This is a genomic window from Acinetobacter sp. B51(2017), from assembly GCF_003711395.1.
Lineage (GTDB): Bacteria > Pseudomonadota > Gammaproteobacteria > Pseudomonadales > Moraxellaceae > Acinetobacter.
Genome location: NZ_PJRJ01000031.1, coordinates 16,239 through 32,467, shown reverse-complemented (window position 1 = coordinate 32,467; position 16,229 = coordinate 16,239). Strand labels below are relative to the sequence as shown.

General features: G+C 42.4%; 12 protein-coding genes. 11 read left to right on the top strand and 1 reads right to left on the bottom strand.

Going from position 1 to position 16,229, the window contains the following annotated elements:
- Window positions 1-535 precede the first annotated feature (535 nt).
- From sdhC to sucD, 9 genes are all read left to right on the top strand, one after another.
- The gene (sdhC, locus tag CYK47_RS12670) at window positions 536-934 is read left to right on the top strand and encodes a succinate dehydrogenase, cytochrome b556 subunit (RefSeq protein WP_122902215.1); all 399 of its coding nucleotides are present in this window, start codon (window positions 536-538) and stop codon (window positions 932-934) included.
- Window positions 934-1,299, top strand: coding sequence for a succinate dehydrogenase, hydrophobic membrane anchor protein (gene sdhD / locus CYK47_RS12665; RefSeq protein ID WP_122902214.1), 366 nt, complete (start codon window positions 934-936; stop codon window positions 1,297-1,299). The genes sdhC and sdhD overlap by 1 nt, the downstream gene beginning before the upstream one ends.
- 12 nt (window positions 1,300-1,311) lie before the next feature.
- On the top strand, window positions 1,312-3,210 hold the full coding sequence (locus tag CYK47_RS12660) for an FAD-binding protein (RefSeq protein WP_122902213.1): 1,899 nt from the start codon (window positions 1,312-1,314) through the stop codon (window positions 3,208-3,210).
- Window positions 3,211-3,224: 14 nt separating this feature from the next.
- Entirely contained in the window at window positions 3,225-3,935 is a 711-nt protein-coding gene (locus CYK47_RS12655) for a succinate dehydrogenase iron-sulfur subunit (protein ID WP_122902212.1), read from the top strand.
- Window positions 3,936-4,717: 782 nt separating this feature from the next.
- Window positions 4,718-7,537 (top strand): 2-oxoglutarate dehydrogenase E1 component, encoded by a 2,820-nt coding sequence (locus CYK47_RS12650; RefSeq protein ID WP_122902211.1) that lies wholly within the window; start codon window positions 4,718-4,720, stop codon window positions 7,535-7,537.
- Window positions 7,538-7,555: 18 nt separating this feature from the next.
- Complete coding sequence (gene odhB, locus CYK47_RS12645; protein WP_122902210.1) at window positions 7,556-8,770, top strand: 2-oxoglutarate dehydrogenase complex dihydrolipoyllysine-residue succinyltransferase; 1,215 nt, start codon at window positions 7,556-7,558, stop codon at window positions 8,768-8,770.
- A gap of 95 nt (window positions 8,771-8,865) precedes the next feature.
- Window positions 8,866-10,296, top strand: coding sequence for a dihydrolipoyl dehydrogenase (gene lpdA, locus CYK47_RS12640; protein WP_122902209.1), 1,431 nt, complete (start codon window positions 8,866-8,868; stop codon window positions 10,294-10,296).
- 179 nt (window positions 10,297-10,475) lie between these two features.
- A complete protein-coding gene (sucC, locus tag CYK47_RS12635; protein WP_122902208.1) occupies window positions 10,476-11,642 on the top strand; it encodes an ADP-forming succinate--CoA ligase subunit beta in 1,167 nt (388 codons plus the stop codon).
- Between the two features lie 11 nt (window positions 11,643-11,653).
- Entirely contained in the window at window positions 11,654-12,565 is a 912-nt protein-coding gene (gene sucD, locus CYK47_RS12630; protein WP_122902207.1) for a succinate--CoA ligase subunit alpha, read from the top strand.
- 336 nt (window positions 12,566-12,901) lie between these two features.
- Here the strand turns inward: sucD and trpS are convergent, their stop codons facing one another.
- A complete protein-coding gene (gene trpS / locus CYK47_RS12625) occupies window positions 12,902-13,915 on the bottom strand; it encodes a tryptophan--tRNA ligase (RefSeq protein WP_122902206.1) in 1,014 nt (337 codons plus the stop codon).
- Between the two features lie 156 nt (window positions 13,916-14,071).
- Between trpS and CYK47_RS12620 the strand changes: the two genes are divergently transcribed.
- Both CYK47_RS12620 and ypfJ read left to right on the top strand, forming a co-directional pair.
- Window positions 14,072-14,998, top strand: coding sequence for a DUF808 domain-containing protein (locus CYK47_RS12620; protein WP_122902216.1), 927 nt, complete (start codon window positions 14,072-14,074; stop codon window positions 14,996-14,998).
- Between the two features lie 43 nt (window positions 14,999-15,041).
- Entirely contained in the window at window positions 15,042-15,944 is a 903-nt protein-coding gene (ypfJ, locus tag CYK47_RS12615; protein ID WP_122902205.1) for a KPN_02809 family neutral zinc metallopeptidase, read from the top strand.
- Window positions 15,945-16,229: the final 285 nt, after the last annotated feature.

The window sequence follows — 16,229 nt, the reverse complement described above, 5'->3', positions numbered from 1 at the left end:
ATCAATTGTGCAGAATAAAGTTGTAAACTCGAACATAGGATGGCTGGTTAATAAAAGTGTGTGGTAACTCTCTTATTAACTCAGTCATCTTTTTTTTCAACTGAATTTCTTATCCATGATTCGGGTTAAATAACCAATATTTTGCTAAAAAATAAAAGCTTGGCGAAGCTTTAGGCTTAAATTTATAATGAAGAGGGCAGTGCTGCAAAAGATTTCTCTATCTTTAGTCTAAATGTAATTCGCTTATTCTAAAGGCAAAAACGATTAATAAAAAAACGTGATAATGCTTCAAAACCAATGATATAGCGCTAATTATAGTTAATTACTATTGGTTTTAACTATTTATATATTTGTTAATGATTCTTATTTAAGGTTTTTTTGGTCAAAAGCCGAGTAGCACTGTTTGTATTTTAATAGTTCACGTTTTATAATTCGATGTCGTTTTAAGTTTAGGCACTTATTATAACTGCCTAGAAATGCCAGCTTTCCTTCGAATTAATTCCAACAAACTCCGGATGGAGTTTTTACTTACAGGATGCCCGCTGTGAAAAGCAACAGACCTGTCAATTTGTCCATGGGTCAAGTTTTAGACGTAAACTTAAAATCCCCTGTGGCTATTGCATCAATTCTACACCGTCTTTCTGGTGTCATCGTATTTTTACTCGTACCGGTACTTCTATGGATTTTAGACAAGTCATTGTCTTCTCCTGAAGGTTTTGCGCAAGTTCAAGACATCATGTCTGGTTTTGTCGTGCGCTTTATCGTATGGGTATTTGTAGCCGGCTTAATCTACCACTTCATTGCAGGTATTAAGCATTTACTTGCTGACCAAGGTATTGCAGAAGAACTGCAAAGCGGTCGCACAGCAGCTACTATCGCATTAATCTTGTCTGCAATCGGTATCGTTGCGTCATTTGTATGGATCGTACTCTAATGAAAAGTGCTACTGGTTTAACAGGTTCAGGTTCTCGTGATTGGTTTCTGCAACGTGTAAGTGCTGTCGTTTTAGCGATTTACACGGTTGTGGTATTTGGTTGGATCCTATGTAACGGTGATTTCAACTTTGACCAATGGTATGGCTTTATGATGACCACACCAATGAAGATTATGTCTTTATTGGCAGTCTTATCTTTAGTTGCACATGCTTGGATCGGCATGTGGCAAGTTTTCACGGATTACGTGACGACTCGTCAAATGGGTCCTTCAGCATCAGGTTTACGTCTGGTATTGACGTCAGCAGTGATCATTGCTGTATTTGCATATGCAATCTGGGCGATCCAGATTTTTTGGGCGAATTGATAGGAAACAATCATGGGCGCTATAACCCCTAAAGAAGATTACACAAATATTCCACACGAAACCTTCGATGCTGTCATCGTTGGTGGTGGTGGTTCAGGTATGCGCGCATCTTACCAACTTGCTCAAGCAGGTTTAAAAGTTGCAGTACTGACTAAAGTATTCCCAACACGTTCACACACTGTAGCAGCGCAGGGTGGTATTGGTGCGTCGTTAGGTAATATGCAAGAAGACAACTGGCACTACCACTTCTACGACACTGTAAAAGGTTCGGACTGGTTAGGTGACCAAGACGCAATCGAGTTCATGACTCGTGAAGCGCCACAAGTTGTTTATGAACTTGAACACTTAGGTATGCCATTTGACCGTAACGCTGACGGTACAATCTACCAACGTCCATTCGGTGGTCACTCAGCAAACTACGGTGAAAAAGCGGTTCCTCGTGCATGTGCTGCTGCCGACCGTACAGGTCACGCACTGCTTCACACGCTTTATCAAAGCAACGTGAAAATGGGTACACAATTCTTCGTAGAATGGATCGCATTAGACTTAATCCGTAACGAAGCAGGCGATGTACTTGGTGTAACTGCAATTGACCAAGAAACAGGTAAAATTGCTGTATTCCAAGCAAAAGCGACATTGTTTGCTACAGGTGGTGCTGGTCGTGTTTACCGTGCATCTACAAACGCTTATATCAACACTGGTGACGGTCTTGGTATGGCTGCTCGTGCAGGTATTCCATTACAAGATATGGAATTCTGGCAATTCCACCCTACGGGTGTTGCGGGCGCAGGCGTATTGTTAACTGAAGGTTGTCGTGGTGAAGGTGCAATCCTTCGTAACAAAGACGGCGAACCGTTCATGGAACGTTATGCACCAACTTTAAAAGACTTGGCACCGCGTGACTTCGTATCACGTTCTATGGACCAAGAAATTAAAGAAGGTCGTGGCTGTGGTCCTAAAGGCGACTACATCTTACTTGATATGACGCACTTGGGTGCTGACACAATCATGAAACGTCTTCCATCTGTATTTGAGATTGGTAAGAAATTCGCGAACGTGGACATCACTAAAGAGCCAATTCCTGTAGTACCAACAATCCATTACCAAATGGGTGGTATTCCGACCAACATTCATGGTCAAGTTGTTGTACCTGAAACTCGCGAAACTGAAGCGCTTGTTGCTCATTACGACAAAGAAAATGATGTTTACTCTACCAATGCAGAAGGCCGTAACTTCACTAAACCAGTGAAAGGCTTCTATGCAATTGGTGAATGTTCATGTGTATCTGTACACGGTGCAAACCGTTTAGGTACCAACTCATTGCTTGACCTTGTTGTATTTGGTAAGGCTGCGGGTGAACACATCATCGATTACGTGACTAAACACCACGGTGATGAGTACGCACCACTTCCTACAACTGTACTTGAGCAAACTGTTGCACGTATTCGTAAATTAGACGAATCAACTTCAGGTGAAAATGCACAAGACGTTGCTGATGCTATTCGTGACATCGTACAAGATCACGCAGGTGTATTCCGTACATCTGAGCTTCTTGCAAAAGGTGTAAAAGAAATTCTTGCGCTTGAGCCACGTATTCGTAATATCCACTTAAAAGACAAATCTAAAGTATTCAACACGGCACGTATTGAAGCGCTTGAAGTGGAAAACTTATACGAAGTAGCAAAAGCGACGCTTATTTCTGCTGCTGCACGTAAAGAATGTCGTGGTGCGCATACGGTTGTAGACTTCGAGTTACCACCAGATCACCCGTCTTATCCTTACGGCCGTCGTGATGATGAGTGGATGAAGCATACATTATGGTTCTCAAGCGATAACCGTCTTGAGTATAAGCCAGTGCGTTACCGTCCGTTATCGGTTGATGCTATTCCACCGAAACCACGTACATTCTAATTAGGAGAGTTGAGATGAGTAGAGGTACTCGTACATTTAATATCTACCGCTACGATCCTGATAAGGATAAAGCACCGTACATGCAAACTTTTAAACTTGAATTGACTGACAAGCACCGTATGTTGCTTGACGCACTTCTTGCATTAAAAGTACAAGACGAATCTTTAACGTTCCGTCGTTCATGCCGTGAAGGTATTTGTGGTTCTGATGGTGTAAACATCAATGGTAAAAACGGTTTAGCGTGTCTTTGGAACCTAAACGATTTACCAGAAGTGATTACGATTCGTCCATTACCAGGTCTTCCTGTCATTAAAGACTTGGTTGTAGACATGAATCAGTTCTACGATCAGTACAACAAAATCCATCCGTTCCTGATCAACAATCAGCCTGCGCCACCGAAAGAGCGTTTACAATCTCCAGAAGAGCGTGAACACTTAGATGGTCTATACGAATGTATTCTTTGTGCATGTTGTTCAACTTCATGCCCATCATTCTGGTGGAACCCAGACAAGTTCTTGGGTCCTTCAGCATTGTTAAATGCATACCGTTTCATCATCGATTCGCGTGACTCTGCAACGCAAGAGCGTTTGGCTCGTCTTGACGACCCATTCTCTTTATTCCGTTGTAAAGGTATCATGAACTGTGTGTCTGTATGTCCTAAGGGCTTAAACCCAACGAAGGCCATCGGTCACATCCGTAGCATGTTGTTAGACAACGCAGGTTAATTCTGCAGCGTCAAAAAAAGCACACCACAAGGTGTGCTTTTTTTATGGGTTAAAACTATATCGTAGGATCATTATTTTTGATGTATCGCCAGATACAGGTGGCTAAGAAAATTTAAGCTGAAAATAGGAATTGTTTATTTTTTGCGCTGACTCGCAATCAGGGCATAGAATTTGTTTATTTGAGGCTACAAAGCGTTCGCTCGTGCTACACAGATAGGATTAAAATGTTATCATATAACGATATTGGTAAAGGGCAGATTGGAATAAGATGCTCTTTTTTGTTATCTAGCCTTTGGACTTTGGTCTACATCGAATGTTTACCTCAGATTGCATAGCATACGTTACAATATAGTCACTATTTAGTAGCTTGATGCTGGCTATAGTTGAAAAAAATCAACCCAAAATCAGCTTCATGTTAGGATTAAAAGGCTGTTACATATAGAAAATTGCTGTTTTTTTACATACATTTTTTCTACAGTTAGACTGTAAAAATGGCGTATAAACACACTGTAAAAACCGCTTTAGCCAAGTAAACTCAAGCAGGTTTATTTTGCTAAGTCGATTTGCAAAAAATTGCTCGGTTTTGCCGAGTATGTGATGAGTGATGATGCCGCTGAGGGGCGTTATGATTCATTATTTACGTTAAGTTTTAACGTAGTGATAACGCCTCATGGCTGATGTCCAATGGGGACTAATGTCATGCCACCAATTTGACATTATCAATCATGGGTTTGCTGAATAAGCATCCTGAAATGTTTTTGCAATAGGAAATGGGTCCACAAATGCAAGAAGTTGCTGACGCTCTGCGTCTTGACACTGAACTTTCCGCTGACAGTGCAGCGTATATTGAAGAACTTTACGAACATTATTTAGCGTCACCAGATTCAGTTGGTGCTGACTGGCGCGCTTACTTCGATAAATTCCCTAAAGGTGATCAACCACATAGCAATGTACGTGAGCAATTCCTACTTTTAGGTCGCAATTCAAGCCGTGTACAGCCTGTGGTTCAAAGCGCAGTAAGTTCTGAGCATGAGCGTCGTCAAATTGGCGTTCTGCAACTTATTGCTGCTTACCGTAACCGCGGCCACCAAAAAGCGAAGCTCGATCCACTAGGTCTTGCAAAACGTGAACAAGCGTTCGATTTAGAATTAGACGCACACGGTTTAACCAAATCTGACCTTGATACTGTGTTTAACACGGGTAATCTTGCGATTGGTAAAGAAGAAGCAACCCTTGCTGAAATCATTGCTGCATTAGAAGCGACTTACTGTGCAACAGTAGGTACTGAATACATGCACATTGTTGATACCAAAGAAAAACGTTGGATTCAACAACGCCTTGAAAGTGCACGCGGTCAATTTAGCTTTACTGCAGATGAGAAAAAACACGTTTTAGAGCGTTTAACTGCAGCTGAAGGCTTAGAGAAATATCTAGGTAATAAATTCGTCGGTGCAAAACGTTTTGGTGTGGAAGGTGGTGAATCTTTTATTCCTATGGTTGATGCCGTGATTCAACGTGCAGGTACTGTAGGTTGTAAAGAAGTTGTGATCGGTATGCCTCACCGCGGCCGTTTAAACCTTCTTGTCAACATCATGGGTAAAAACCCAGCTGATCTTTTTGGTGAATTTGAAGGTAAATCACTGCATAAGAAAGGCTCTGGTGACGTTAAATACCACCAAGGTTTCTCTTCAAACGTGATGACTGCAGGTGGCGAAGTTCACTTAGCATTAGCGTTTAACCCGTCGCATTTAGAAATCGTTGGCCCTGTGGTTGAAGGTTCTGTGCGTGCGCGTCAAGTACGTCGTAAAGACATTGGCGGTGATGACGTATTACCAATTATTGTTCACGGTGATGCTGCATTTGCAGGTCAAGGTGTCAACCAAGAAACCTTCCAAATGTCACAAACGCGTGGTTATACGGTAGGTGGTACAGTTCACATTGTGGTGAACAACCAAGTTGGTTTTACTACATCTGATCCACGCGATGCGCGTTCTACAGAATACTGTACTGACATCGCAAAAATGATCCAAGCACCGATCTTCCATGTAAACGGTGATGATCCTGAGGCAGTATTGTTTGTTGCACAACTTGCACATGACTTCCGTCATACGTTCCGCAAAGACGTTGTGATTGACATGTTCTGCTACCGTCGTCGTGGTCATAACGAAGCTGACGAACCAGCTGCAACTCAGCCATTAATGTACCAAGTGATCAACAAAAAGACCACAACACGTACTTTATATGCAGACAAGCTAGTTCAAGAAGGCGTACTTGACCGTGCAGCAGCAGATCAAATGGTTGAAGATTACCGTGCTGATTTAGAAGCAGGTAAGCACGTTGCCAATGCATTGGTATTAGAACCAAACAAAAAAATGTTTGTCGATTGGACACCTTACTTGGGTCACGATTATACAGACGTTTGGGATACCACTTTCCCAGTTGAGCGCTTAAAAGAGCTTGGCGAAGGCATGCGTAAACTTCCAGAAGGTTTCGTTATGCAACGTCAGGTGTCAAAAGTGATTGACGACCGTCTGAAAATGCAAACTGGCGAAATGCCTTTAAACTGGGGTGCTGCGGAAACTTTAGCTTACGCAACATTACTTGATGAAGGTTACTTGGTTCGTATTACAGGTGAAGACGTGGGTCGTGGTACATTCTCACACCGTCACGCGAAACTTCATAACCAAGTGGATGGCGAAACTTACATCCCACTTTGCCATGTGAAAGAAAACCAACCACGTTTTGCATTGTACGACTCACTTCTTTCTGAAATGGCTGTACTTGCATTCGAATATGGTTATGCAACCACGATTCCTCACGGTTTAATCATTTGGGAAGCACAATTTGGTGACTTCGCAAACTGTGCGCAGGTGGTGATTGACCAATTTATCTCATCTGGTGAAACCAAATGGGAACGTGTGTGTGGCTTAACCATGCTTCTTCCGCACGGTTTTGAAGGTCAAGGTCCAGAGCATTCATCTGCACGTTTAGAACGTTTCTTACAGCTATGTGCTGAAGACAACATGCAAGTGATTACACCGACGACTCCTGCGCAGATTTTCCACGCGTTACGTCGTCAAGCGATCCGTCCAATCCGTAAGCCACTCATCGTAACTTCACCGAAGTCTTTACTTCGTCACAAGTTAGCAACATCTAATCTTGATGAGCTTGCAACGGGTACGTTCCAAACTGTGATCGATGAAATCGACAACATCAACAAGTCAGACGTAACACGCGTTGTATTGTGTGGTGGTAAGGTTTATTACGATTTACTGGAAAAACGTCGTGAAAAAGAATTGAACAATACTGCAATTGTACGTATTGAACAGTTATATCCATACCCAGAAGCACGTTTAGCAGAAGTGTTAGCACAATATCCAAACGTGACTGAATTGGTATGGGCACAAGAAGAGCCGAAAAACCAAGGTGCTTGGTTATTCATTGCACCGCGTTTATATGAAGGCTTAATGACTTCAGGTAAACAAATCAAGTTAAGTTACGCAGGCCGTGAAGCTTCTGCTGCACCGGCATGTGGTTCACCATACTTACATGCAAAACAACAAGCTCAGCTCGTAAATGAAGCTTTAGCGATCGTAGAATAATCAGGAGATTCTAAAATCATGGCAACCGAAATTAAAGCACCTGTATTCCCAGAATCAGTTGCAGACGGCACAATCGCAACTTGGCACAAACAACCAGGTGAAGCAGTATCACGTGATGAAGTGATCTGTGATATTGAAACTGACAAAGTTGTATTAGAAGTTGTGGCTCCTGCCGACGGTACGATTGCACAAATCATTAAAAATGAAGGTGACACAGTCCTTTCATCTGAAGTGATTGCTCAGTTTGAAGAAGGTGCAGTATCTGGCGCAGCGCAAACTCAAGCAGTTCAATCAGAAGAGAAAGTAGAACAAGCTGCTGCGAATACTGAAGCGGGTAATGCACCAATCGTTGAACGTGCTCAAGTGCAAGATCAAGCACCTGCTGTACGTAAAGCCTTAACTGAAACTGGCGTAAATGCTGCTGACGTTGCAGGCACTGGCCGTGGCGGTCGTATTACTAAAGAAGACGTTGCTAACCATCAAGCGAAACCAGCTGCGCCTGCTGCTGCACCTTTAAGTGTTGCTGTAGGTGAGCGTATCGAAAAACGTGTTCCAATGACACGTCTTCGTAAGCGTGTAGCTGAACGTCTTCTTGCGGCTACGCAAGAAACTGCAATGCTCACTACGTTTAACGAAGTGAACATGAAGCCAATCATGGAAATGCGTGCGCAATATAAAGACGCATTTGAGAAGCGTCACGGTGCGCGTCTTGGCTTTATGTCATTCTTTGTTAAAGCAGCAACTGAAGCACTTAAACGCTACCCAGCGGTAAATGCTTCAATTGATGGCAATGACATCGTTTATCACGGTTTCTACGACATCGGTGTAGCGGTATCTTCTGAACGTGGTCTAGTGGTTCCTGTACTTCGTGATACAGACCGCATGAACTATGCTGAAGTTGAAAATGGTATCCGTGAATATGCTTACAAAGCGCGTGACGGTAAACTTGGCATCGAAGACATGACTGGCGGTACGTTTACCATTACTAACGGTGGTACATTCGGTTCACTTCTTTCTACACCAATTTTAAATACACCACAAACAGCAATCTTGGGTATGCATAAAATCCAAGAACGCCCAATGGCTGTAAATGGTCAAGTAGAAATCTTACCGATGATGTACTTAGCGCTTTCTTATGACCACCGTTTAATCGATGGTAAAGAAGCGGTAGGTTTCTTAGTAACAATCAAAGAATTGTTAGAAGAACCAGCTCGTCTCATTCTTGATCTTTAATTTATAAATTTAAAATCTTGCCGAAGCCCTCTTTGTCAAAAGGGGGCATCCCACTTTGTATAAGGGGGATTTAGGGGGATTCTTTGGAGATAAAAATGTCTCAATTCGATTTAGTTGTAATCGGTGGTGGCCCAGGTGGCTACGAAGCTGCAATTCGTGCGGCGCAACTTGGTTTTAAAGTTGCATGTATCGAAAAACGTATTCATAAAGGCGAACCATCTTTAGGTGGTACATGCTTAAACGTGGGTTGTATCCCATCAAAAGCATTGCTTGACTCATCTCACCGTTATGAAGATACCGTTCATCACTTAGATGACCACGGTATTACTACAGGTGAAGTGAAGTTTGATCTTACAAAGCTTCTTGCGCGTAAAGACAAAATTGTCAACCAATTGACTAAAGGTATCGACGGCCTACTTAAAGGTAACGGTATTGAATGGTTAAAAGGTACAGGTAAATTACTTGCAGGTAAAAAAGTTGAGTTCGTATCTCACGAAGGCGAAACTCAAATTTTAGAACCAAAATACGTGATTCTTGCGACAGGTTCTGTACCAGTAAATATTCCAGTTGCTCCTGTTGATCAAGACATTATTGTTGATTCAACTGGCGCACTTGAATTCCAAGAAGTACCGAAGCGTTTAGGCGTCATCGGTGCGGGCGTAATTGGTCTTGAGCTTGGTTCAGTATGGCGTCGTTTGGGTGCAGAAGTTGTTGTATTTGAAGCAATGGATGCATTCTTACCAATGGCTGATAAAGCATTGGCAAAAGACTACCAAAAAGTATTGACCAAGCAAGGTCTTGATATCCGTGTAGGCGCGAAAGTTGCTGGCACAGAAATCAATGGTCGCGAAGTGACTGTGAAGTACACGCAAGGCGGCGAAGACAAAACTCAAACTTTCGACAAGTTGATCGTTTGTGTAGGTCGTCGTGCCTATGCTGAAGGCTTATTAGCTGAAGATTGTGGTATTAAACTCACTGAACGTGGTTTAGTTGAAGTGAACGATTGGTGTGCAACGTCTGTAGACGGCGTATACGCAATTGGTGACTTAGTACGTGGTCCAATGCTTGCACATAAAGCAATGGAAGAAGGCGTAATGGCAGTTGAACGTATTCACGGTCACGCTGCACAAGTGAACTACGACACCATCATTTCTGTCATTTACACACACCCAGAAGCGGCGTGGGTAGGTTTAACAGAACAGCAAGCGATCGATAAAGGCCATGAAGTGAAGACGGGTCAATTCGGTTTTGCTGCCAACGGTCGTGCTATGGCGGCAGGCGAAAACGCTGGTTTCGTGAAGTTTGTTGCTGATGCGAAAACAGATCGTTTACTGGGTATGCATGTGATTGGACCTGCTGCATCTGACATCGTTCACCAAGGTATGATTGCGCTTGAGTTTGTATCATCAGTTGAAGATCTTCAATTGATGACATTTGGTCACCCAACATTCTCTGAAGTTGTGCATGAAGCAGCTTTAGCGGTGGATGGCCGTGCGATTCACGCGATTCAGCGTAAACGTAAATAATCTTTTTTAAGGTTATAAGAAAGAAGGGCAGCTTAGGCTGCTCTTTTTTTATGTCAAAAGGTTGTGTTTGGATGATTTATCATCTAAAAATAAGACTGTAAAAAATGCTTTATAGACAGTTCGACGGATGTTTGCCCTATAAAGCCACAATATAAGATCAATAAATCAAAGGTTGTTGCATGAACTTACACGAGTATCAAGCTAAAACGTTATTAAAAAAATATGGTATGCCAGTACAACAAGGCATTGTGGTCGAGACTGAACAAGCAGCACGCGAGGCTTTTAAACAACTCGGTGGTAAATTTGCAGTCATGAAAGCCCAAGTACATGCCGGTGGTCGCGGTAAAGCTGGTGGCGTCAAAGTGGTAAAATCGAGTGATGAAGCTGCTGACTACGCTAAGAATTTATTGGGTACTCGTTTAGTGACCTATCAAACTGATAGTTTAGGTCAACCTGTCCATCAAATTTTAGTCTGTGAAGATGTGTATCCGGTAGAACGTGAACTGTATTTAGGTGCAGTGGTGGATCGTTCGAGTCGCCGTATCACTTTTATGGCTTCCACTGAAGGTGGTGTTGAAATTGAAAAAGTCGCAGAAGAAACGCCTGAAAAAATTATTAAAGTCGAAGTAGATCCTTTAGTGGGCTTACAGCCATTTCAAGCGCGTGAGGTGGGTTTTGCCTTAAATCTGAAAAATGAACAAATCAATCAATTTGTCAAAATCATGACCTCTGCTTATCAAGCCTTTGTTGAAAATGATTTTGCTTTATTTGAGATTAATCCACTCTCAATACGTGAAAATGGTGAAATTTTATGTGTCGATGCCAAAGTTGGTATTGATTCTAATGCTTTATACCGATTGCCAGAGATTGCTGCGCTACGTGATAAATCGCAAGAAAATGAGCGTGAATTACGTGCCTCAGAACATGATCTTAACTACGTTGCCTTAGAGGGCAATATTGGTTGTATGGTCAATGGTGCAGGCCTTGCTATGGCTACTATGGACATTATTAAACTGTATGGTGGGCAACCAGCCAATTTCCTTGATGTCGGCGGCGGCGCGACCAAAGAACGCGTGATAGAAGCCTTTAAAATTATTCTTGCTGATACCTCAGTACAAGCAGTGCTAATTAATATTTTTGGCGGTATTGTTCGTTGTGACATGATTGCAGAAGCGATTATTGCTGCAGTGCGTGAAGTTGATGTGACTATTCCGGTGGTAGTGCGTTTAGAGGGTAATAATGCCGAATTAGGCGCCAAGTTATTAGATGACTCAGGTTTAAAACTCATTTCAGCGCAAGGTTTAGCCGATGCAGCACAAAAAGTTGTTGCTGCAGTACAAGCATAAGGAGAAAAATAATGAGCGTATTAGTCAATAAAAATACCCAAGTCATTGTACAAGGCTTTACCGGTAAAAATGGGACTTTCCATTCGGAACAATCGATTGCCTATGGCACCAAAGTGGTGGGTGGGGTTACTCCGGGTAAAGGTGGGCAACGTCATTTAGATCGTCCGGTATTTAATACCGTTCGCGAAGCTGTGCAAGAAACCGGTGCGAATGCCACGTCTATTTATGTTCCTGCACCTTTTGTACTTGATTCTATTATTGAATCAATTGATGCCGGCTTAGAGCTGATTGTAGTGATTACCGAAGGCGTACCAACTTTAGATATGCTCAAAGCCAAACGCTATTTAGAAACCTATGGCAACAATGCGCGTTTAATTGGCCCAAACTGTCCGGGAATTATTACCCCAGGTGAATGTAAAATTGGCATTATGCCGGGACATATTCATCAAAAAGGTAAAATCGGCATTATCTCGCGTTCAGGCACATTAACCTATGAAGCGGTTTCCCAAACCACGAAATTAGGTTTAGGGCAGTCTACCTGTATTGGGATTGGTGGTGATCCAATTCCGGGTATGAACCAAATTGACTGTTTAAAATTGTTTGAAAATGATCCGCAAACTGAAGCGATTATTATGATTGGTGAAATTGGTGGTACAGCGGAAGAAGAAGCGGCTGAATATATTCAATCTAATGTCACTAAACCTGTAGTCGGTTATATTGCAGGTGTCACTGCACCTAAAGGTAAACGCATGGGGCATGCAGGTGCAATTATCTCGGGTGGTAAAGGCACAGCAGAAGAGAAGTTTGCCGCTTTTGAACGCGCAGGCATGGCCTATACACGTAGTCCAGCGGAGCTAGGTTCAACCATGCTGTCTGTATTACGAGATAAAGGTTTAGTCGATCCAGCGATTGCTTTAACTTAATATGTTGCTTAAATTGCCTCGTAAGGGGCAATTTTTGGCTAAAAAAATGCGTAATGATTGGGGTATTCATTACGCAGAAAAACGAATCTGTTGTATTAACAGCTTCAGGGGTAACTGAAAGGTCACAGAGGAGAGTCTTATTAACCTGTTCGCTATAGGGTTATAGTAGGCGCTTGCGGCAGAAGTTTCAGCAGCATTCAGGTAATAAAGTGTCATGTTAGGTTAAGATCTACAGCATAATGTGAATAGTAAGGCTAAATTGTGAAGATAAATTTATTCCTATTGAGCCCATAAAAAAAGCCCCTCCATAGGGAAGGGCTTCATTTTTAACAATAATTAAAAACGGAATACACCCAGTGCAGTTTTTACTTCATCTAAAGTTTGTTGCGTAATGTCACGACATTTATCTGTACCGTGTTTAAGTACATCCATAATGTAATCAGGATCTTTGGCAAGTTCGATACGACGCTCACGAATTGGGCCAATCAATTCTTTTAAGATCGTTTCAAGACGTTTTTTCACCGTACCATCACCTAAACCACCACGGCGATAATGGGCTTTTAGCTCTTCAAGTTCTTCTTTATTTGGATCAAAGGCATCCAGATAAGTAAACACCACGTTACCTTCGACTTGACCAGGATCTTCAATACGTAAATGATTCGGGTCTGTGTACATCGCATTAACGGCTTTTTTGATGTCTTTATCTGTGGCATCTAACACGATTGTGTTACCCAATGATTTAGACATTTTTGCTTTGCCGTCAAAGCCGGGTAAGCGACCAACATTAGAGAGTAGCGCTTTACATTCAGGCAATAAATCATAGCCCACTTGGCGATTTAAACGGCGAACCACTTCGTTGGTTTGTTCGATCATTGGAATTTGATCTTCACCGACAGGTACGACAGTTGCTTTAAATGCCGTAATATCAGCTGCTTGTGCCACTGGATAGCATAAAAAGCCTGCAGGAATATCGCGTTCAAAACCACGCATCTGAATTTCAGATTTGATGGTTGGGTTGCGCTCTAAACGTGACACAGTGACAAAGTTTAAATACAACATGGTCAGTTCATTCAGCGCAGGTAAGCTTGATTGTACGCAAATTGTGGTCTTAGTGGGGTCAATGCCGACGGCAAGGTAATCGGTTGCCACTTGAATAATGTTATTGCGCACTTTTGCAAAGTTGTCGGCATTATCGGTTAACGCTTGTGCATCAGCCAATAACAGGTGCTGATGATGCGAATCTTGTAAACCTACGCGTGAACGTAGTGAACCAACAAAATGTCCTAAATGTAATTGTCCTGTTGGACGGTCACCCGTTAAGATCACTGGACGGTTATCTGGAGTAGTCATGCTTTCTTCCAAGTCGTTATACGACATCAATATGACGATGAATGCGCACATTGTACGGCATAAGTTTTAGTTGTGTCAGCTCGTGCTTAATAAATGCTGTACAGAGTTTTTAAAATACTGGTTTTAAACTCAAGAAAAATAAAAGCGAGAATAAACATCATGAGTAGCTTACTGTTATTGCTGGATGATATTGCCACGATTATGGATGACGTGGCGGTTATGAGTAAGATGGCTGCCAAAAAAACCGCTGGTGTATTGGGGGATGATTTGGCCTTAAATGCACAGCAAGTCAGTGGGGTGCGTGCTGACCGTGAATTGCCTGTGGTTTGGGCTGTGGCAAAAGGCTCTTTTGTCAATAAGCTGATTTTAGTACCTTTAGCTTTAGCCATTAGTGTGTTAGCCCCGTGGCTGATTAATCCGTTACTTATGCTAGGCGGTTTATTTCTATGTTATGAGGGCGTAGAGAAAGTTTTACATAGCATGCAGCATAAAAAAGCCAAAACCTTAGAAGAGGCCACGGTTGAGCTTGAATATACCGAAAATGAATTACGCAGCATGGAAAAAGATAAAGTCAAAGGTGCAATTCGCACAGACTTTATTTTATCTGCCGAAATCATTGTGATTTCTTTAGGCACAGTTGCGACTGCGGCTTTTGCCACCAAGGTCAGTGTCTTGGCGGTTATTGCAATTGCAATGACCATTGGCGTGTATGGTTTAGTGGCATTGATTGTGAAAATTGATGATATGGGCTTATATCTGACCGAAAAAGCTTCCGCATTTCAACAAAAAGTCGGGCGTGGTTTATTGGCATTCGCACCAATTTTAATGAAAACGCTCACCATTGTGGGCACGTTGGCGATGTTTTTAGTGGGTGGTGGAATTATCAATCATGCGATTCCTTTACTACATCATTTAACCGAAGATGCAGTCGATCATATTGAGCATATTCCGACCTTTGGTACGATTATTGGGGCATTAACCCCGACACTGATTAATTTTGTGATTGGGATCATTGCAGGTTTTATTGTACTTGGCGTTGTAAAAGGTATTCAAAGAATTTGGCCGCGTGCGCAAAGCCATTAAAGCCCGCTACAATAAGCAAAACATTGAATAAGGATAACAAACTATGCAGTGGAAAGGGCGTCGTAGCAGTACGAATGTAGAAGATCGTCGTGGTGGTAGTGCTGCCAAAGCTGGCGGGATTAGCGTATTGGGTTTGGTGGTGGCATTTGTGGCATGGAAATTCTTTGGTGTTGATCCGCAGCAAGCCTATCAAACCACCAAACAAGTCACGCAAGGGCAAAGTAGTCAAGCTGTGGGTTTAGATAATCCCACCCCAGAACAGCAAGAAGCGATAGAGTTTGTCAGCGTGGTGTTGGCAGATACCGAAGATACGTGGAGCCAAGTCTTTCAACAGCAACTTGGTCAGCAATATATTCCACCTAAATTAGTCATTTTTAGTGGTGCAGTGAATTCAGGTTGTGGTGCGGCACAATCAGCCATGGGGCCATTTTATTGTCCAGCTGATCAAAAAGTTTATATTGATACCGCATTCTTTAAAGATATGCGTACTCAAATGGGCATTACAGGTGAACAAAATGCCACCCAATTATCGCGTCAAGATCAAGCAGGCGATTTTGCACAAGCTTATGTGGTGGCTCATGAAGTTGGGCATCATATTCAAACCATTTTAGGCATTTCTAGCCAAGTGCAACAAGCGCGTAGCCAAGCATCTAAAGCCCAAGGCAATGCTTTATCGGTACGCCAAGAACTACAAGCTGATTGTTTGGCGGGTGTCTGGGCACATCATAACCATCAACGCACCCAATTTTTAGAGCAAGGTGATATTGCTGAAGCGATGGATGCTGCACATAAGATTGGCGATGATTATTTACAAAAGAAAGCACAAGGCTATGCAGTGCCAGACAGTTTCACGCATGGCACCAGTGCCCAGCGTATGACGTGGTTTGATATTGGTTTTAAAGGTGGGCAAATCAATCAGTGCGATACCTTTAATCAGCCAATCTAAACCTGCACCTAGGTGCTTAAGAAACGACAGGAATGCAGTAAAATTTGGTTGCCGATATACATTTTAAAGATATTCAACAAGCCTATGCCAAAAATGCTGTATGTCAGCCTTATAGGGCAATGTTCATGAAACTGCTAAATTTATGCAGGACTTTAGCGAAATTTAGCAGTTTTGCCCATGTGTCGATTACGGTAAGCAACATCTCGAAGATATGACCATACGCCAGCTGTGACCAAATAAGTTTGGCGATACATAGCCGTTTAATCATGGGCACAGTTTGACCTC